The sequence below is a fragment of the Pseudomonas sp. LAIL14HWK12:I10 genome (assembly GCF_900184205.1).
GTDB lineage: Bacteria > Pseudomonadota > Gammaproteobacteria > Pseudomonadales > Pseudomonadaceae > Aquipseudomonas > Aquipseudomonas kermanshahensis.
Genome location: NZ_FXWU01000014.1, coordinates 79,005 through 98,143, shown reverse-complemented (window position 1 = coordinate 98,143; position 19,139 = coordinate 79,005). Strand labels below are relative to the sequence as shown.

Below are 19,139 nucleotides of genomic sequence, written 5' to 3'. Positions count from 1 at the left end.
TCACCCCTGGCTGAGGCGCTGCAGCTCACGCCGCACCATGGCGGCATACGGTGGCGGGCTGAGTCGATAGAGCTCGCCTGCCACCCAGTTCAGCCAAGCGCCTTGCAGCGCTTCACGTTGGGCCAACAGCCGTTCGGCTTGCGCCAGCGCATCCGCCTGGTGCTGGTGATGAAACTCGGCACGCGACACAGGCGCGTTGTCGCGCTCGGTCATTCACTGGCCTTGAATGTGGTCAGCTCACCCTTGCGCCACTTCGCGACTTTGCCAGTCACTGCCTTGAGCAGCTTACCCAGCCCTTCCTGCACTTGCTGTTGCGCGGCAAAGACCAGCATCACGCCATTGCCTTCGCGCAACACGACGCCCTCGCCTTCAGGCACGGAAACAAAGGCGTAGTCGCCAACACCGTAGACATTGAACTTGATGTCTCGAAAGCGCATTTCCAGCTTGCCACCCTCGCGGCTGGGCAATACCGCAGCGCGGAAGTGATCGCCAACCTTCAGTTCCAGACGCTGTTTGTCATCGACCACCAATGCGCTTTCGGTGTCGATTTCGGCCATGTACAGGCCTTCAGGACTTTGTTCGGTGACATAAACAAAGCGGCCCTGGAACAGCTGGGCCAATTTACCGCGCAAATCGCCCAAGGCGAACAAGGCGTGGGTATCAAGTGTGCTGACTGCCAATGAAGTGATCCTCAATCGGTTACATCCCGCCCCCACACACGCTCGGTGAGGCACGGCCATTACATATCGATAGGCGAAAAGAGTAATAAAGCGATGCGCTGATGTCTGTATCCGCTGGCACTGCAGCCTGCAGGAATCTTTACTCTGGCTTGCCAGATATGGCCTAAGTGCAGGTTTTCGGCAAATTCCCAACGTGGGAAGCGTAATGCCTGACAACAAACCCGCCAGAAAAGATGCGATAGGTAGTTGCAGAGCGCTCGACAGAACGGGCTCTGAAATCCATCAGCGCATTACTGGGGAAGGAATATGCACGAAAACACCGAAATCCGTCGAGAGGCAAAGAACATTTCTTACATCGCCAGCACTCATGCAACGCCACGTTACGTTGTCATACCCGCAGGTGTCCGCTTCTTTCATGTCACCGAAAGCGCCACCGGCCGGGTCAAAGGGTTTCGCTGCCGGCATCAGGACGCGTGTGAACTGGCCCGCCATCTGGAGCAATGACGGCCGTCAGGCGGCCAGGCCTTTTCTGAGTTGCTGCATCCAGGCCGCCTGGCACTCCAAGGCCTCGTCACGGGTGGCGAACGCCGTGCCACGGCGCTCGCCATTGACCAGCACCACCCAACAAATACGCTTACCCAACGCCTGCAGAGTGGCAGGTACCCCCGAGCCAATCATCACGGCAACATCGACACGGCTATTCATCATCCCCTCCGGAATTTAATTAGCACCCTAACGATAAAGCCATGATACGCCTGCCTGCACGTCGGAAACAGCGCATCTCGGTACAGCAGTGTTACGCCACAGGCAACAAATCTGGGCCTATCACGCACAAACGCAAAAAGCCCCAGGGATTGCTCCGTGGGGCTTCACGCACTGCGCGCGATCAGACCTGGCGCTGGTGGCGGTCGAGCTGCTCGTGGCGTTCCTGAGCTTCGATGCAGTACTTGGTGGTCGGGCTGATCAGCAAACGCTTCAGGCCAATCGGCTCACCACTGTCATCGCACCAGCCGAAGCTCTCGTCAGCGATACGGTCCAACGCCATTTCAAGCTGTGGCAGCAAACGCTGGTCGCGGTCGATGGCATTGACCAACCAGCTACGCTCTTCTTCTACCGAAGCCACGTCAGCAGGGTCCGACGGAGTGTCCAGGCCCTCGATGGTGGCACGGCTCAACTCGATGCGCTCATGGGTTTCGACTTTCATCGACTGCAGCAGGCCAGTGAAGAAGGCGAGCTGATCAGCGTTCATGTAGTCATCGGCCGACATGGCCAGCAACTGTTCCTTGGTCATCGATTTCTCTATGAAAAATGTGCATTTGGGCGATTCGGGTGCCGCCGACGCCAGTGCATCGGCAGCGGAATTCTTCAAGCGCCAACCGGCACTCTTTTACAGGGGGCGGCAGTCTAAGGCGCCACGTCGCGTGGAGCAACTGCAATCGGAGGCGAATTTGATTCGATTGAGCAGAATCCGCTGGTCGGTGCTCGGGTGGCAGGGGGTACAGGCGCGTCTGGGCTGACAGGTGGCTGCCTTGGGTTATGCAGCGGCCATGAGATAGAGCGCCGCTCGCGCGGCGCTTCGCAGCACAAGGCTGCTCCTACATCTATTTCGGGCCAGTCACGCCTGTGAAGGCGGGATCAACGATCCTTGAACTGTGCCTCGCGCTTGGCGATAAAAGCGCTCATGCCTTCCTTCTGGTCTTCAGTGGCAAAGGCCGCATGGAACACCCGACGCTCGAAACGCACCCCCTCACTCAGGGTCACTTCAAAGGCCCGGTTGACACTTTCCTTGACCATCATGCTCACCGGGATCGACTTGCTGGCGATGGTCGCCGCCACCTTCAGGGCTTCTTCGACCAGCTCAGCCTGCGGTACCACACGCGCCACCAGCCCGGCACGTTCGGCCTCCTCGGCGCCCATCAAGCGCCCCGTCAGGCACAGTTCCATGGCCTTGGCCTTGCCCACCGCGCGGGTCAGCCGCTGGGTGCCGCCCATGCCCGGCAACACCCCAAGGTTGATCTCAGGCTGGCCGAACCGGGCATTGTCCGCTGCCAGAATGAAGTCGCACATCATCGCCAGCTCACACCCACCGCCCAGGGCAAAGCCCGATACCGCCGCAATGATCGGTTTGCGCCGATTGGCAATCCGGTCTGCGTCACTGAACAGGTCGTCGACGTAGATCTGAGGGTACTGGAGGTCGGCCATTTCCTTGATATCGGCACCTGCGGCAAAGGCCTTGGCCGAGCCGGTCAGCACCACGCAGCCGATGCTCGGGTCACGCTCGAGCTGGTCCAGGGCCTGGTTGATCTCGCCGACGATCTGAGCATTGAGCGCATTGAGCGCCTGCGGCCGGTTGAGGGTGATCAGGCCGACCTTGCCGTGGATGTCCAACAGGATGGTTTCGAATGCCATGCAGACTGCTCCTTCAAAGATTGCGCGCAATGACCATGCGCTGAATGTCGCTGGTGCCTTCGTAAATCTGGCAGACCCGAACGTCGCGGTAGATCCGCTCCAGCGGGAAGTCACTCAGATAGCCATAACCGCCCAGGGTCTGCAAGGCGTCCGAACAGACCTTTTCGGCCATTTCCGAGGCAAACAGCTTGGCCATCGACGCCTCCGTCAAGGCCGGCCGCCCGGCATCACGCAAGGCCGCGGCGTGCAGCACCATCTGCCGGGCCACGGCAATGCGCGTGGCCATGTCGGCCAGGCGGAAGGCCACGGCCTGGTGCTCGATCAGCGGCTTGCCGAAGCTCTGCCGCTCCTTGGCATAGTCGCGGGCCACCTCGAAGGCCGCCCGGGCCATGCCGACCGACTGCGACGCAATGCCAATACGGCCCCCTTCAAGGTTGGCCAGGGCAATCTTGTAACCCTGCCCCTCTTCGCCCAGGCGATTGGCGACCGGCACCCGCACATTGTCGAAGACGATCTGGCAGGTGTCCGAGGCATGCTGGCCGAGTTTGTCCTCGACCCTGGCAACCTGGTAGCCCGGCGAATCGGTCGGCACGATGAACGCCGTGATGCCACGCTTGCCCGCCTCCGGGTCAGTGACAGCGAAGACGATGACCACGCCAGCATTCTGGCCGGAGGTGATGAACTGCTTGCTGCCGTTGAGCACGTAGTGGTCGCCGTCCAGGCGTGCGCGGGTCTTCAGGCTGCTGGCATCGGAGCCGGCTTGAGGCTCGGTGAGGGCGAAGGCGCCGATCATCGCGCCGCTGGCCAGCGGTGCCAGAAACTGCTGCTTCTGCTGCTCGGTACCGAATTTCAGGATGGGCACGCAGCCCACCGAGTTGTGCACGCTCATGATGGTCGAACAGGCACCATCGCCTGCGGCAATTTCTTCCAGGGCCATGGCGTACGCCACATAGCCCGTGTCACTGCCGCCGTACTGCTCCGGCACCAGCATGCCGAACAGGCCCAGGGCAGCCATCTCGTCGATGGCTTCCCGCGGGAAGCGGTGGGCCTTGTCCCACTGTTCGGCGAACGGGCGCAGGCGCTCCTGGGCAAAGTCACGCACGGCGTCGGCGATCTGTTGTTGCTCGTCAGTTACCAACATGGTTCACCTCAATACAGGCATTCGACGGCCATGGCCGTGGCCTCGCCACCGCCGATGCAGATGGCCGCCACGCCGCGGCGCAGGTTGTTCTGGCGCAGGGCCGACAGCAAGGTCACCAGAATGCGCGCGCCCGAGGCGCCGATCGGGTGGCCCAAGGCGCAGGCACCGCCATGGATATTGACCTTGTCGTGTGGCAGGTCGAGGTGTTTCATGGCCGCCAGGGTCACCACGGCAAACGCTTCGTTGATCTCGAACAGGTCCACCTCGGCCACGTTCCAGCGGGTGCGTTTCATCAGTTTGTCGATGGCCCCGATCGGCGCGGTGGGGAACAGCGCGGGCGCATCGGCAAAGGCCGCATGGCCATGGATCACGGCCAAAGGTTTCAAGCCGCGCTTTTCGGCTTCGCTGCGGCGCATCAGCACCAGTGCAGCAGCGCCGTCGGAAATCGAGCTGGCGTTGGCGGCCGTCACCGTACCGCCTTCACGGAAGGCCGGTTTAAGCTGCGGGATCTTGTCCAGGCGCGCCTTGGGCGGTTGCTCGTCATCCTTGATGACGCGTTTTTCCTTGCCCTCGGTGACTTCCACCGGAACGATCTCGGCGCTGAAACGGCCCTGCTTGATGGCGTCCTGGGCGCGGGTCAACGAGCTGATGGCAAAGGCATCCTGGGCTTCGCGGCTGAAAGCGCCAGCCTGGGCGCAATCCTCGGCGAAGGTGCCCATCAAACGGCCCTTGTCGTAGGCGTCTTCGAGGCCATCCATGAACATATGGTCGATGATCTTGCCATGGCCCATGCGGTAGCCACCCCGGGCCTTGTCCAGCAGGTAGGGCGCGTTGGTCATGCTCTCCATGCCACCCGCCACCACCACATCGGCGCTGCCGGCCAGCAGCAGGTCATGGGCCATGATCGCGGCCTGCATGCCCGAACCACACATCTTGTTCAAGGTGGTGCAGGTGGTGTGTTTGTCCAAGCCGGCGCCCAACGCTGCCTGGCGCGCGGGGGCCTGGCCCAGGCCTGCCGGCAGCACGCAACCGAACAGTACCTGTTCGACGCTGGTGGCTTCGATGCCGGCGCGCTCGACCGCAGCGCGAATCGCTGCGGCCCCCAGCTGCGGTGCGGTGAGGCTCTTGAGGTCGCCCTGCAGGCCGCCCATGGGCGTGCGCACGGCGCTGACGATGACAATTGGGTCGTTGGCGAGGGTCATGTTCATTACTCCTTACTTGGCAGCCATGCGCAGCGCGCCGTCGAGGCGGATCACCTCGCCGTTGAGCATGCTGTTCTCGATGATGTGGCGGGCCAGTGCAGCGTATTCCTGAGGGCGGCCCAGACGCGGCGGGAACGGCACCCCGGCGGCCAGCGAGTCACGCACTTCCTGGGTCATGCCGGCCATCATCGGGGTTTCGAAAATGCCCGGGGCGATGGTCATCACGCGGATGCCGAAACGCGCCAGCTCACGGGCCGTTGGCAGGGTGAGGCTGGCGATGGCACCCTTGGATGCCGCGTACGCAGCTTGGCCGATCTGCCCGTCATAAGCAGCGATAGAGGCGGTATTGATGATCACCCCGCGCTCGCCACTCTCATCCGCCGGCCCCTCGGCCATCGCTGCTGCAGTCAAGCGCAGCAGGTTGAAGCTGCCGATCAGGTTGACGTTGATGACCTTGGCGAAACTGGCCAGGCCATGCGGGCCTTGTTTGCCCAGGACTTTCTCGGCGCCGACGATACCGGCGCAGTTGACCAGCCCATGCAGGCTGCCAAACGCGCTGACGGCGGCGTCGACGGCAGCCTTGGCGGCCTGCTCGTCGCTGATGTCGGCGACCGAGAAGCGGGCGTTGTCGCCCAGCTCACGCGCCTTGGCTTCGACCGCCTGGGCATTGAGGTCGACCAGCACGACCTTGGCACCGGCCTCGATCAGCATCTGTGCGGTGGCGGCACCCAGCCCGGATGCGGCGCCACTGACGATAAAGTGTTTGTTGGCTATTTGCATGGTGTCGTTCCTTTAGGCACTGGCGTGAGCGGCCAGTTGGGCCTGTTGTTTGGCGATTTCCTGGTTGCGCAAGATGAAGCGTTGCAGCTTGCCGCTCGGGGTCTTGGGCAGCTCGCTGACGAATTCGATTTCGCGGGGGTAGGCGTGGGCGTACAGCCGCTTGCGCACGTGCTGGCGCAGGGTTTCTTCCAGCTCGGGGGTGCCCTCCACGCCTTTGGCCAGGACGACGAACGCTTTGATCAGCTCGGTGCGTTCAGGGTCGGGCTTGCCGACCACGGCCGCCTCGACCACCGCCGGGTGCTCGATCAGCGCGCTCTCCACGTCGAACGGGCCAACCCGGTAGCCGGAGGTGGTGATCACGTCGTCGCTGCGGCCCACGAAGCTGATGCTGCCATCGGCATTGAGTTCGACCGTGTCGCCGCTGAGGTAATACTTGCCGACGAAGGCTTTGGTCGGCACGCCGTGGTAGCCACCAAACCAGCACAACGGCGACTGCTCGCGGTCCACGGCGAGGATGCCGGGCTGGCCAGGCGGCAGCTCCGCGCCCTGCTCGTCCAGCACCACGATGCGGTGCCCAGGGATGGCAAAGCCGGCAGACCCCAGGTGCACCGGGTGCTCCAGGCCATGGTGGTTGCACAACACCATGCCCAGTTCGGTCTGCCCGTAATGGTCGTGGATGGTTGCCCCTAGCTCGTCGGCGAACCAGCGGATCACCTCTGGGTTGAGCGGCTCGCCGGCGCTGCTGACCACCCGCAGGCGGCCTTTGATCGGTGCGGAAAATTCGCTGCCTGCCGCGATCAACAGGCGGTACGCGGTTGGCGAACCGGCCAGGTTGGTGATGCCAAACTGGTCGATGATCCGCGCGCAGCTTTCAACGCTGAACGGGCCATCGTAGAAGGTGGTGGCATGGCCCAGCGCCAGCGGGCCGGTGACCGCGTAGTAAAGCCCATAGGCCCAACCCGGGTCGGCCAGGTTCCAGAAGTTGTCTTCAGGCCGCAGGTCGATGGCGTCGCGCATGTAACCCTGGAAGGCAACGATCGCGCGCAGCGGCACTTCGAGGGGTTTGGCCGGGCCTGTAGTGCCGGAAGTGAACATCAACAGGAAAGGGTCGTCGCCCGTCCGCATGACCGGCGGGCAGTGCTCGGCGGCGCTGTCCAGGCTCTGCTGGAAGTCCAGCTCGCCGACGCGAGCCAGCACGCTGATGATTGTTGGGCAACCGTGCACCTCATCCAGCTTGGCGCGGTTCTGGCTGTCGGTGACCACCACCTTGGCCCCGGACTGTTCCAGGCGATGCTCGATGGCCTTGGGCCCGAACGCAGTAAACAGCGGCTGATACACAGCACCCAGGCGCCACGTGGCCAGGATGGTCACCAGCAACTGCGGGGTACGGGGCATCAGGCCGGCAACGCGGTCTCCCGCTTTTACACCCTGGGACTTGAGCACGTTGGCAAAACGCGCGGCCTGCTCGCACAGCGTATCGAATGTGAACGGCTGGCTTTCGCCGTCGCGGTTCACCCACAGCAGGGCGAGCTTGTCGCTGCCCACATGGCGGTCGCAGCATTCGACGCAGGCGTTGAGCGCAGACAGATCGCCCTGCAGGGCATCAGCGGCGGCCTGTGCATGGTCGAAGGCACGAGCGGCCTCGGCGTAGTTACGCATCATCAGACTCCTGGCTTTTTATTGTTGGAGTGCACCCGTTATCTGACGATGGTGTCGCTACACCTGCCGCTCGGCAATGGCCTAATTGCTCAATCGTGATGAGCGGTTTGGCCTGAGGCCTGTTCGCTCAGGGCCTTGCGCGTCAGGCGCAGGATCAACCGCCGTTCAGCCTCATCGTATGCAAGCTGGATCTGCCTCCCACGCGCTGCATCCAGCGGGCTTTCTGCCTCCATTTGCTCATCGAACGGTTGCCTGATCTGGACGAATTCATCGTCATGGCGTGCCCGCAGGTACCTGACCCAGAAATCCCGATCACTGATGTAATTCACCAGTGCATCGGTACTTTCTGCCCAGCGCACTGAAGCCGCGGCATTGTCGAGCTGCTGCTGGTTGACGCCACCCAGTGCCTCGAACTGCATGGTTTTTGGCTGACCCGGCAGGCTCAACACACGTGCCAGGCCAATTCGGTAAGCCAAGCTGACCTCAATCTCATCCACGCTGTCACGGGCCCGCTGTGCCGCATCAGCCTCGGCCAACCCGGCGCCGCGCAACCTGTCCTCCTCCAGCACCACGCGTCGCTCGATATCCAAACGCGCCTGGGCCTCGACTTGCTCCAGCCGGAACAGGCCTGAAGCCAGTTCAAGCAAGGCGCCTTGCTGCGCCGGAGCCCCTTCGGCGCGCATCGCCTGCGCCACCATGACGCCCACCTCCTGCGCACTGAAACACGAGATCACGCTGTCCACACAGCCACGTGAAGAGGCCGTTTCAAACAGCTCATCACGCAAGGCAGCATCCTCGCTGGCCGCCGCGATCACCGTCCATACCCGGCGCGCCAGGTCCTGTGGTTCGCGCCGGAAGTCGCTGGTCAGGGTCAACGCCCTCAGCAAACTGAAAAACTCAGAACTTTCATCAAGGGCCTGCAATGCATTCCACTGCAGCTCGCGGCCAGCCCTGGCGGGCTCATCCAATTGCTCCAGCCATTGCGCCCGGGCTTGCGCAAAGTTCTCGGCAGGCTCTGGCGGTAGGGCCGGCAGTGGGTTGACGGCATGAAAACGTTCACGCTCGGCCAGTGCCAGCGGGTTGTTCTCCAGCAGTACCGCGCGACGACGCTGCAAGGGCATGGCGAACAGGCTTTGCCGCACGTGGGCGATGCGGTTGTCACGCAGGTTGGCCGACTCCAGCTGTACACAACGCTCAAGCCCGACGGGTACGGTCTGCAGGTTGGTCCGCCGCACGTTCAGCACCCTGAGGTGTGCCAACTCACCCAATTGCAGGCTGACGCCGCCCAAGCGGTTGAAGCTCAGGTCCAGCGTGTCCAACTGCGACAACCCACTCAGGCTGGTCGCTAACGCCTCGGTCATGCGGATGCGGTTGTGTGACACACGCAGGCTGCTCAGCAGATTCAGCTCGGCGATCTCCGCTGGCAGCGTCGTCAGGGCATTATTGCTGAGATTGAGTAATCGCAGCCCCGTGAAGCAGCGCAGAAAACCTTGTGGCAACGTCTGCAGGCGCAGGCCGATCAAGCCCAGGTCGGTGACATGACCGAACTGTGTGCCGACAGGCAATGTGGGCAAGCTCCCGACCTCAATCCCGACTAGGCTCAAGCGCCGATACTCCCGACTCGCGCCTTGGGCATCGATGCGCAGCCCTTCCAGGCGCCAACTGCGGCGCAACATGCTGGCCACATGATGACGCGCGCCACGCAAGTTGCCGGGAGGCACGTCCAACATCCAGGCATGCAGAGCCCGGTCCATTCCCATATATTCCCTGTACAGCCGGATCATCGCGGCATACGCGGTCTCCGGCGATTCGAGCAATACCGACACGTAGCGGTCCACTTCCAGTGCGCGGAAAGAGGGGAACAAATCCCCCACCGCTCCGACTAGGTCTTGCCGGATCGAATCAGGCAGTTCATCACGCCCGTTGAGCAGGTAACCGACTCGCCCATCGGCAAGCCTTCGCAAAGGGCTGCGCGTAGGCTTGATCTCGCGCAACCCGATGAGGTCGGCTTGCGCCTGACGCTCGCGAGGTAGCCAGCTGCGCAGCGCATTGCGGATTTGCTCGGGGGCCTGGCTGCCATCCCAGGTCAGGCGAGCACGATCACCAGGGGCCAGGTGCCTGGCCAACACGTCGGCGATATCGACGGGGTCGCGCAGGTCGATATCCACTTCACGCCCCTGCGCGTCATAGCACTTGAACCCGCCAGGGCACTTCACCAACACCGTGGTGACATATTCCGAGCCCTTGTCTGGCTGCAACTGCGCCAATAACCGGCCGACATCTGAGCCTTCGCGCAATTGCAAGTCGACCGCCCCGGTCAGGTTGGCCTGCTGGCGCAACAGCGCAAACACCAGTTTGACCGTATCGGGGTGATAGCTGCCCTTGAGGTACAGGCCTTCACGCATGCGCGTCAGCCGCGACAGTTGCAAATGCTCACGGGCCTTTTCGGCAACCGGTAAGGGGATGCGGTCTTCCCTCAGCATCCACTGGCGCTCGGTGTCGGTTGCCGACTTGAGCACATCGAGCGCGTAGGCGTCAGGCAGGCCGTTGAAGTCTCGCCGGATCAACGGTAACAAAGGGTCTGCTGCCAGGTATTGGCGCGAAAAATGTTCCAGCAGTTGCTCCCTCAAATCTGCCACGTCATCCAGCAGTTCTAGGCGTTGCTCCTCCAAAGACAACGCTTCGATGCGCAAGCTGTCCATACACCACTGCCACAGTGGGGCATCTGCGGGTTGGCCATCGGCCAATTGCGTGAAGAACGCCTCGATGCGCGCCTCAACGGCAAACCGTTCGACCGTGTCACGCAACGCCACCGGTAACGGCCGCGCCTCCACCAACAGCCCGCGCAGGTGTTCCTGGTCGACATCGGCCACCTTGAGGATCTGCCCGATACGTTGATCGCTCAGCGCTGCCGCCGGCGGCCAAAGGCGCCCCAACAGCAGCCCCTCCCCTTGCCATGCCAAGGGTCGCTCGGTCGGCAAGCGCCAGCTGCGCTCGCCGTTGAATTCCAGTAGTGGGCCGAAGCTTGCCTCACGTTGCGGGTGGCGCAGCTGCCAGGCACTGCGCCCAGGCACCGGCCTGACCTGGTAGTAGGTATCGCCGTTGCGCCACCAGCGCCCCTCCCCCTTGGCGAGCAAGCCGTTGTCCAGGGCCAGCAGGTCGGTGGGCGGCGCCTTGTCCTCGAAATGGCTGATATCCCCGTTCCACAGCCGCGGCGCTCCACCATCGTTGAGGACCGGCAACAATTGATCGACCTGCGCGCTGCGGGTGAAGCCTCGGGCGACCACGGCTGTACCGCCAGCCAAGGCAGCGCCGACCGCCAGCGTTTCGGCGACGCCCAGCAGGTGCTCGATGGCTTCATGGCGATGCCCCTGATGCCAGTCCTCGACCCCCTCGCACACCTCCTTCAGCGTCTGGCCGATCATGTCGGCCGCCAGCACCTCACCGATCACAGGCACGAACAGGCCGGCCAGGTTGAGCAGGCCCATCCCTATCGCTTCCAGCGTTTTCAGGCGCTGGGCGCTGACCCGGGCATCGACCTGCGCGGTGGGCACCGCGATAAACCCCGCGTTGTCGCGAATCCGCTGCAACTGCTGGGCTGCCAATGTCGCGAACAACGCCTCATGGATCGCTTCGCAATCGCACTGGGCATCGGTCTTTTTATCGGCCAGGCGTTTGCTCAAGGTGGTGAGGTACTCAGGCCGGTCGGCTAACGCGATGCGCTGGCTAAATGCCCGCTGATAGCCGGGCTCGCGCAAACGCCTGCCAAGGTCCAAGCTGGCCTCGCGCCAAGTGCCATAGGCACGTAGCGACTGTTCAGGGTCGTCTGGCAGATACACGATGACACCGGTCACGACGGAAGACCCAGAGCCGACCAAGGGGGCGACATCCCTGCACTCGAATGCCATAGCGCCCTCCACCCGACAGCCAAGCACGGTCAAAGCCCCGACATAGGCGCGGTTGCTGCGCGCGTGCGTCGGTGGCTTGCCTTGCAAGATCCGCCGCAGCATCGCCAGGTCATCGTCCGGTAGCTGCTCTTTCAACGCCGCGATTTCAATCGCCAAGGCCAGTTGCAAGCGCTTGTCTTCGGCAATCAGGGCCGTACAGTCGGCATTGAGCAGCGTGTCTAGGTGCTGCTGGTACTGTTTGCCAATATCCAGCACCCGGCAGGTCTCGACCAGTGTGTCAGCCGAGGTGGTCAACACCTCCTCCGCATCGCCCGTTACTGGATCGTGCGGGTACACCAGGCCAGTATCTGGATAAAACGACTCACCAGCCTTGAAATTCTGCATAAGTCTCTGCAAGGCCGGCTGGCGCAGGAAGTAGGGTTCGAACTGCTTGGCTGGCGCATCATCGACTTTCTTGAAACGCTGCTCTCGCCATTGCGCTTTGGCTAACGTGATGTTCAGTTCCATGGCGACGCGCAACCGCTCTTGTAGCAACGCTGTGGCGAACGTGTCGATCGACTGCAGCCGGGCAAACGTCTGCTGAATCTTCTGTTGGCTCTGAATGTGCGCGTCGAAGCGGCTGCGCAGGGCCAGCAACTGTTCGTGATCGGCGTTTTTCAGCCAATCAGGCAGCGTTTGCGCGATGAACGCATCGGTTGCCTGTTGGCGCGGGAGGTCTGGGGTCGGGTCGGTCATGGTGGTGATCACAGTGGAGGATGAGCCGCTAACTCTGCGGCTCACCACCCTCTGCCTGAATCCGGAAAACCGCCCCTGCAGGCACGTTCAAGGGCTGATGGCGCAGCTAATGTCAGCCCTGGCGGGCCAGGTTGGTCCTCAGCTCGAAGCGCGTCAGTGCCACGCTGTGACGGTGCAGGGCTGACTCGTGCTCAATTTCCAGGTTCTCCAAGGCCTGCGCACGCACTGGCGCAGGTGCGTCTGCCTGCTCGGCGTGCAACCTGCGGACACGCTCACTATGAGCACGCTCCAAGGCGAGAAAATCTTCTGCGTGCTGGCTACGTAAGTAGCGCTGCCAGAAGCCACGCTGGCTCAAGTCTTCGGCGAACGTCTCGATATCGCCCACCCGCTCGATACGTTGCCTGGCATCCTCTATCGATGCCTCACTGACACCCAGCGCCTCGGCGTTACGCAGGGTTTGGGGTTGGCCAGGCAGGTTCAGGGCCTCCCTCAGCCTGACGCGATAGAGCATGTCGATGTCCCGGACATCGACATCCGCCAAGCCCATCAACGCGGGGTCATCCAGCCGGGCGATTTCCCGCTGCTCATTCACCTGTGCGGCCGTCTCCCGTGCAATCACTGCCAGGAAGTCCAACCGGAACAGGCTGAGCCCCAAGCCGATATGCTCGTTGATGCGCTCGAGCCGATGGGCATTAGCCGCAGCACGTGCCTGCAAGCTATGCAGTTGCATCCGGCTGAACACATCCACTGCGCGCCTTTCGCCCGAGGGTGTGTCGGCAGCCTGCTCGAACACGGCATCGCGCAGCGTGTCATCGCGTTGCATCTGCTCCAGCAGTGACCAAACCTGCCCGGCGATGTGCGGGCGTGCCTGCTCGTAATCCGAGGCATGCTCCAATTGCCCCAACACTTGAACGAAAGCGTCGCTGTTGCGATGCGTGGCCATTGCTGCCCATGCCAAGCCTCGCTCGATTTGCTGTGACTCAGGCGAGTCCTGAAGCCACAGGTCGCGCACGTAGGCGGGGTCCATCGCGGCGTCCGCGACTTCGGGTATCGTCTCTGGCGCGTAAAGGGCCATGACTTGGCGGTTGCTCAAGCGGTTGCGGTCCACCAGAAACACCTGCCGAAAGGCTTGCGGCATCTGCAGTGTTTCATCAGCCACCGCGCTGAGCTGGTTGTCACGGAGGTCGACCACCTGCAGGTTCTGGCACAACTCGATGTACTGCGGCCAGATACCGAGCCGGCAATGTCGCAGGTTCAAGTGCATCAGCTGCTGCAGCCGATTGAAGCGCAAGTGCAGCGCCCCCAGCGGGTTGTAGCTCAGGTCCAGCCGTGACAGTTCGGACAGCCCGGCAAGTGTCTCGACAGCCGACGCACTCAGGCGGATCAAGTTACGCGACAGCCGTAGTGTCCGTAATTGGGGCAGGTAGCTGAGTCCGGGCGGAACACTCAACAACCGGTTACCACTGAGGTTCAGGTAGTTCACGTGGGTGAAGCTGTGCAGAAAGTCACTCGGCACACTACTGATGGCGGTGTCGTTAATGACCAGCGACGTGACGAAGCGAAATTGCACATGCCCCGGCAGTGCCGGCAGGCTGGCCAGTTCGCCGAAGCCCAGTGACAAGCGCTCCCCTTGTCCACGCCAGGCACGGAGCACCCGATCGGCGATCAACTGCCGACTGGCCCGCCTGCTGTTGCTGAACTCTGCGGATACCCAACGGTTGACCGCCCGATTCAATTGCTCATGGTCATCCTGCAAACCTGCCAGCCGTGCAAACGGCATCTCCTCGCCCTGCAGCAGGTGCTCCAGTTCCTGGCTCAGCTGGTTGTCGTCCAAGCCCGGGAAAAGCCGGCGCAAGCCGGTGAGCAAGGTTTGCCGCGGTGTCTGTACCACCGCACCACGGCCGCTGAGCAGATAGCCCACGCGACCATCGGCCAGGCGCTGGCCCGGGTTGAACCAGCGCTGTTGCGGCGTCCACCCAAGCAGTGCCACACAATCCTGGTGTGAGGCTGGCAACTGTGCTCGCAGCTTTTCTCGCAAGGCCAGGGCGGGGTCACTCCCTTCAAGGCCGAGTGCTTGTAACTGGGCTGGCGACAACGCCGCGACCAAGGCTTCGAAAACCGTGGCAGGTACCGGGTGGGTCTGTGCCAGGGCTTGCCCTTGCGCATCGTACAGGTGGAAATACCGATCAATGCGAACCAACTTAATACGCGCCGTTTCCTGGCCCTCTGGAACAAAGCTGGCCACCAGCCGGCCCTGCGGGGTCGCCTCGCGCACCTCCAGCGCAAGCCCGGCGGGCCACGCTGGCAGTTTGCGCATCAAGGCGACGGCAAGCTCATCGGTTTCGCTGCAACTGGCACTGGCCAGGTAGAAACCTTCAATGGCACGGGTCAGGCGTGCGGCGCGCAGCAGCGCTCGCGCTTTGCTGGCCAGTGGCAGTGGTAAGCGCTGCTCGCGACGGGCAATGGCATACTCGACTGCACTGCAGTCTTTCAATACCTCAGGAATGTAACCCTTCGGCAAACCTGGGAACTCGCGCAACACCAGGCCGGCCACCGATGCGGCAGAGCGCGGGGCATAGGCCAAATGTTCGAACGCACGCCAACGCATGGCCGGCAGCTGTTGCAGCAACCTGTCGCGTAGGCCGGCTTGGGGGCCTGCCACTTCGCGCTGCGCGCTTAGCCAGGTCAGCAGCTCTTCATCACGGGGCAGGCGCGTTTCGTTGCTTAAATGGCGAGCGAAGGCCTCGATACGTGCGTCTGCAGCAAAACGGCGCAGCGTGTCGGCGAGGGTGATGGGGGCCGGACGGTTCTCCACCAGCACACCGCGCAACTCATCCTGGTCAATACCGGCCACCTTCAGGATCTGCTCAGCCGTCTGCCTGTCGACGGGCGGGTCCTGTGGCCACAGGCAATCGAGCATGCGGGCGCTGTCGTCACACGCCAGTGGCTGGTCGAGCTGCAAGCGCCAGCCGCGCTCGCCGTTGTGCACCAGCGCCGGCCCATAGGCACTGTCGTCCAGCGGATGGCGCAAGCACCAAGAACCGTTGGCCACAGGGCGATGCACTTCGTAATAGCGGGCCTGCAAACGCAGCCAGCGGCGCTTGCCCGCGCCATACAAACCGTCGGGTTGCAGGCTTCGGTCTTCAGGCGTTGTTTCGTAAGGCGCCAAGTCGTTGTTCCAGAGCCGCACCTGCTGCGTGCCCAGCGCGACGGGTTCGAGCTTGTCGACGAACACACTGCGCACCACCGCCACCCCGGCGACCGTGGCGCCGGCGAGCGCCACCACCTCGGCGACGCTCAGAAAATGCTGCAGCGCCTCATGCTGATGGCCCCGCGACCAATCCCTGACGCCCTCGAACACCTCGGACAAGGTCTGTACCACCAGTTGCCCCAACAGCAACGCGCCCACTGCTGGCACGAACAGCCCGGCTAGGTTGACCACGCCGATGCCCAGCGCCTTCCACATCTGCAGGCTGTGCTCGTCTGCAGCGTTGTCGACGTCGGCGGTGGGCACCAGCAGCAACCGGGCGTCGTCTTTTGCCTGCAGCACTTGCAGCCTGGCCAGCGTAAGAAAGGCGTCCTCGACCATTTCACCCCGCGTCAGCGACAGGTCCGGCTGGGTGTCCTGCAAGCGCAAGCCGAGTGTCCGCACAAACCCAGGACGCTGCTTCAGGCTCACTTGTTGCGCCAACGCCTGGCGAAAGCCCGCTTGCTGCAATTCGACGGCAAGCGTCTGCTGCATCTCGGTGATCGAGCCATAGCGGCGCAAGGCATTATGCGAATCGCCTGGCAGGTAGAGCAGCACACCCTGGCTGACATTGGTGGGGGTATGCAGCTCAATCAGCAAGGTATTGGAAAGCGTTTGCTCGAGCATATCGAGCGTGCTGACACTGTGCGGTTTGGGCTGCCCATAGGTATTCGGGGCAAACGCCGCAACATCGCGCAGGGCTGCATGCTCCCACGCGGTAAGGTGCCCTTTGAGCGCAGCAAGCTCGACGGCCAGGCTGAAGCCGTTGCGTTTGTCCGCGGCAAGCAGGTTCAGGTTCTGCGGGTTGTAGACCTGGTCAAGTTCATCCTGGTAGCGCCTGCCCACATCCAGTTGCCGGCAGCGTTCGATAAACGCCTCATCGGCTTCCACCAACAGGGTGGTGCTACCTTCAAAGCCCAGGCCCTTGCTCAACACAAAATCAGCACCGGCTTGCAAGCCCTGCATCAGGCGGGCCAGCGCGGGTTCGTAGGTGTACTTGCGGGGGTAGGTAAACCTGTTCAGATCCGGCTGGGCTGCGTTGGCCACTTTGATCCAGGACAAATCAGCCAAACGCACGCCTTGCGGCAAGGTGTCTGGCAGCAGCGTTTGAAAATGCGCCTCGGCAAATTCACGCAGCGCAGGCAAGCCACCGATTGCGTCGTGCAGTAACTCCTGGCTTTTCTTGTGCTCACTGAAACGGCTGCGCAGCGTATTGATCTGTGCGGGTGTGGCGCGCTTCAGCCAGTCGGGTAACTGGCCCTTGATGAAGTCATCCGTTGCAGTCGACAGCTTCGCTTGCACAGCAGGCGATTGCTGAGTGGCAGTTGGCGTGGGCATGGCGGTTCCAGTGGTAGGCGATGGGCCGTACATGCTTGTGCCTGTATGCCCTACCCATAAGCTGGAAACGCTTCAATCGCCTCGCGCTTCGCCCTGGCCTTCTGCCTGGATCAACGCCCGGTAGTGCCCCGGGTTACAACCAAACCACTTGCGAAAAGCCTTGTAGAACGAACTGCTGTCGGCAAACCCCAGCCGCTCAGCGATTTCGCCCAGAGCCGGCTCCGTTTGCGCCAGCCAGGCAATGGCCAGCTCACGGCGGGCGCTGTCCTTGAGCCGCTGATAAGTCTGGCCCTCGTCGGCCAAGCGCCGCCGCAGGGTCGCGCCAGACAGGCACAAGCCGTGCGCAAGGCTTTCGGCATCCGGCCACTGCGCTGGGTCAAGGGCCAGCAGTTGGCCACGGATGCGCCGGGCGAGGCTGGCCGGGTCGCGGTACTTGACCAGGATGTTGCCCGGCGCCTCGGCCAGAAACCGCTGCAATTCCTGCGGTGTGCGCTTGAGCGGCAGGTCCAGGCAGTCGGCCGCAATGATGATGCGCGAGCGCGGGCGTTCGAACTGCAGGTTTTCCGAGAACATCACCCGGTAATCGTCACAGAACGGCGGCTCGGCGCAGCGCAGGTCGATGGCCAGGATCGGAATGCGCCGCCCCGCCAGCCAACACGCGACGCCGTGCACGATCATCCAGAAGGTGAAATAGGTAAAGGCCCGGCGCGGTTGCTCACGCGGCTCGTTGATGACGATTTCGGCCAGGCTTTGCTGGCGCACCAGGCTTGGCTGCAGGTCTTCGAGCATCAGCGACAGAAAGCCCATGGCGATTTCAAGGCCAGCCCCAAGGGTGGGTTGTGCCATGGCCGCACGCGTCAGAAAGGCCAGGCTGCCCACCGGCAGCCCGCGCGGGTCCATGGCGAAAAACTCGTCGTTGCAGCGACGCGCCAGCAACCGCCACAGCCGCGCATAGGCATCGGCAGAGACACGTGCCTGGGGCAACTCGAGCTGCGCCGGGTCGATGCCGGCACGCTGCAACACGCCGACATCGGGCTGCCCGGCCGGGCAGGTCTGCAACAGGGCTTCACGCACCAGTTGCATGGAGATGGTGTCTTTATCGCTCATCGGCCATCCAGGTGGGTCTATGCCGGCCATCTTAGGCCGGGGCAGGAAAAACGCCAGCGTTGCCTCACAGGGTGGCCGCCAAACCCAGAAACGCCTGGATCAACCGCAGTTCGCGGCGCCGCTCCAGGCAGCCGATCATGTGCTGGTTGACCAGGCCGTCACCCGCCAGCGGCCGCGCCACCACGCGCGGGTCATGGGCCACCTCGGTCGACGACACCACGCCAACCCCAAGTTCCGACGCCACCGCCTCGGTCACCGCTTCACGGCTGTCGAGCTCCAGCAGCACACGGGGCTGCACCCCGGCAGCGGCACAGGCTTTGTCGAACGTACGGCGGGTGGTCGAACTGGGCTCGCGCAGCACCATGATCTGCTGATTCAGCGCGGTCAACGGCAAGTCGCCTTCACCGTCCGCCCACGCATGCCCCGCTGGCAGCAACGCGCACAGCCGAGACTCGCACAGGCTTTGCAGGTACAGGCCCTTGCGCGGTTCGATTTCGGTCAGCACCGCGACATCGGCGTGCTCGGACAACAGCGCGGCCAAGGTTTCCTGGGCATTGCCCAAGCGCAGGTTGACGGTGATGCCCGGGTAGCGCTCGCGCAATTGGGCGAGCATCGGCATCACGCGGTGCGGGCCGTCCGCCGCCACCTCCAGGCGCCCCGTCAGCAACTGTCGGTTGGCTTCGAGCATCGCCTGGGCTTCTTCGGCCAGGCCGAACATGGCCCGGGTGATGGCCGCCAGCCGCGTGCCCTCCTCGGTCAGCTCCACCCGCCGCGCCGTGCGCCTGAGCAGGGTGATCTGGTAGTGCTCCTCCAGCGCCTTGACGTGCCCAGTCACGGCCGGCTGGCTGATGAACAGCCGCGCGGCGGCACGGGTGAAGCTGCCCTCACGGGCGACGGCATCGAAAGCGCGGAGCTGGAACAGGTTCATGTTTA

The 19,139-nt window shown here is 63.1% G+C and carries 14 protein-coding genes; 1 reads left to right on the top strand and 13 read right to left on the bottom strand.

The genetic code is table 11. The features are described 5' to 3' along the window. Positions 1–213, bottom strand: a complete 213-nt coding sequence (locus QOS90_RS24445) for a hypothetical protein (protein ID WP_027596549.1) — start codon at positions 211–213, stop codon at positions 1–3. Continuing rightward, positions 210–680, bottom strand: a complete 471-nt coding sequence (locus QOS90_RS24440) for a hypothetical protein (RefSeq protein ID WP_027596550.1) — start codon at positions 678–680, stop codon at positions 210–212. The genes QOS90_RS24445 and QOS90_RS24440 overlap by 4 nt, the downstream gene beginning before the upstream one ends. Positions 681–986: 306 nt before the next feature. Between QOS90_RS24440 and QOS90_RS24435 the strand changes: the two genes are divergently transcribed. Further along, on the top strand, positions 987–1,184 hold the full coding sequence (locus QOS90_RS24435; protein WP_081717569.1) for a hypothetical protein: 198 nt from the start codon (positions 987–989) through the stop codon (positions 1,182–1,184). A 6-nt stretch (positions 1,185–1,190) separates the two neighbouring features. On the opposite strand, the gene QOS90_RS24430 is transcribed toward QOS90_RS24435, so the two are convergent. The 11 genes from QOS90_RS24430 to QOS90_RS24380 form a co-directional block, all read right to left on the bottom strand. Continuing rightward, complete coding sequence (locus QOS90_RS24430) at positions 1,191–1,385, bottom strand: hypothetical protein (protein WP_027596551.1); 195 nt, start codon at positions 1,383–1,385, stop codon at positions 1,191–1,193. A gap of 181 nt (positions 1,386–1,566) precedes the next feature. Then, positions 1,567–1,971: a TraR/DksA family transcriptional regulator gene (locus QOS90_RS24425; protein WP_027596552.1), complete on the bottom strand. Its 405-nt coding sequence runs from the start codon at positions 1,969–1,971 to the stop codon at positions 1,567–1,569. A gap of 344 nt (positions 1,972–2,315) precedes the next feature. Then, positions 2,316–3,089 carry an enoyl-CoA hydratase gene (locus tag QOS90_RS24420; RefSeq protein ID WP_027596553.1) on the bottom strand — a complete coding sequence of 258 codons (774 nt, stop codon included), beginning with the start codon at positions 3,087–3,089 and terminating at the stop codon, positions 2,316–2,318. Positions 3,090–3,102: 13 nt separating this feature from the next. Then, a complete protein-coding gene (locus QOS90_RS24415; protein WP_027596554.1) occupies positions 3,103–4,230 on the bottom strand; it encodes an acyl-CoA dehydrogenase in 1,128 nt (375 codons plus the stop codon). Positions 4,231–4,238: 8 nt separating this feature from the next. Then, entirely contained in the window at positions 4,239–5,432 is a 1,194-nt protein-coding gene (locus tag QOS90_RS24410) for an acetyl-CoA C-acyltransferase (protein ID WP_085274182.1), read from the bottom strand. Positions 5,433–5,444: 12 nt separating this feature from the next. Further along, a complete protein-coding gene (locus tag QOS90_RS24405; protein ID WP_085274181.1) occupies positions 5,445–6,212 on the bottom strand; it encodes an SDR family NAD(P)-dependent oxidoreductase in 768 nt (255 codons plus the stop codon). A gap of 12 nt (positions 6,213–6,224) precedes the next feature. Next, complete coding sequence (locus QOS90_RS24400) at positions 6,225–7,871, bottom strand: acyl-CoA synthetase (RefSeq protein ID WP_085274195.1); 1,647 nt, start codon at positions 7,869–7,871, stop codon at positions 6,225–6,227. A gap of 89 nt (positions 7,872–7,960) precedes the next feature. Beyond that, positions 7,961–12,559: an NEL-type E3 ubiquitin ligase domain-containing protein gene (locus QOS90_RS24395; RefSeq protein ID WP_143491105.1), complete on the bottom strand. Its 4,599-nt coding sequence runs from the start codon at positions 12,557–12,559 to the stop codon at positions 7,961–7,963. Between the two features lie 67 nt (positions 12,560–12,626). Next, positions 12,627–17,099 (bottom strand): NEL-type E3 ubiquitin ligase domain-containing protein, encoded by a 4,473-nt coding sequence (locus QOS90_RS24390; protein ID WP_159455788.1) that lies wholly within the window; start codon positions 17,097–17,099, stop codon positions 12,627–12,629. A gap of 72 nt (positions 17,100–17,171) precedes the next feature. Further along, entirely contained in the window at positions 17,172–18,206 is a 1,035-nt protein-coding gene (locus QOS90_RS24385) for an AraC family transcriptional regulator (RefSeq protein ID WP_085274178.1), read from the bottom strand. A gap of 64 nt (positions 18,207–18,270) precedes the next feature. After that, a complete protein-coding gene (locus QOS90_RS24380) occupies positions 18,271–19,134 on the bottom strand; it encodes a LysR substrate-binding domain-containing protein (RefSeq protein ID WP_085274177.1) in 864 nt (287 codons plus the stop codon). Positions 19,135–19,139: the final 5 nt, after the last annotated feature.

Coding starts and splice junctions, on each gene's coding strand:
- QOS90_RS24445 (WP_027596549.1), bottom strand. CDS start 213: ATGACCGAGCGCGACAACGCGCCTGTGTCGCGTGCCGAGTTTCATCAC.
- QOS90_RS24435 (WP_081717569.1), top strand. CDS start 987: ATGCACGAAAACACCGAAATCCGTCGAGAGGCAAAGAACATTTCTTAC.
- QOS90_RS24430 (WP_027596551.1), bottom strand. CDS start 1,385: ATGAATAGCCGTGTCGATGTTGCCGTGATGATTGGCTCGGGGGTACCT.
- QOS90_RS24425 (WP_027596552.1), bottom strand. CDS start 1,971: ATGACCAAGGAACAGTTGCTGGCCATGTCGGCCGATGACTACATGAAC.
- QOS90_RS24420 (WP_027596553.1), bottom strand. CDS start 3,089: ATGGCATTCGAAACCATCCTGTTGGACATCCACGGCAAGGTCGGCCTG.
- QOS90_RS24415 (WP_027596554.1), bottom strand. CDS start 4,230: ATGTTGGTAACTGACGAGCAACAACAGATCGCCGACGCCGTGCGTGAC.
- QOS90_RS24410 (WP_085274182.1), bottom strand. CDS start 5,432: ATGACCCTCGCCAACGACCCAATTGTCATCGTCAGCGCCGTGCGCACG.
- QOS90_RS24405 (WP_085274181.1), bottom strand. CDS start 6,212: ATGCAAATAGCCAACAAACACTTTATCGTCAGTGGCGCCGCATCCGGG.
- QOS90_RS24400 (WP_085274195.1), bottom strand. CDS start 7,871: ATGCGTAACTACGCCGAGGCCGCTCGTGCCTTCGACCATGCACAGGCC.
- QOS90_RS24390 (WP_159455788.1), bottom strand. CDS start 17,099: ATGCCCACGCCAACTGCCACTCAGCAATCGCCTGCTGTGCAAGCGAAG.
- QOS90_RS24385 (WP_085274178.1), bottom strand. CDS start 18,206: ATGAGCGATAAAGACACCATCTCCATGCAACTGGTGCGTGAAGCCCTG.
- QOS90_RS24380 (WP_085274177.1), bottom strand. CDS start 19,134: ATGAACCTGTTCCAGCTCCGCGCTTTCGATGCCGTCGCCCGTGAGGGC.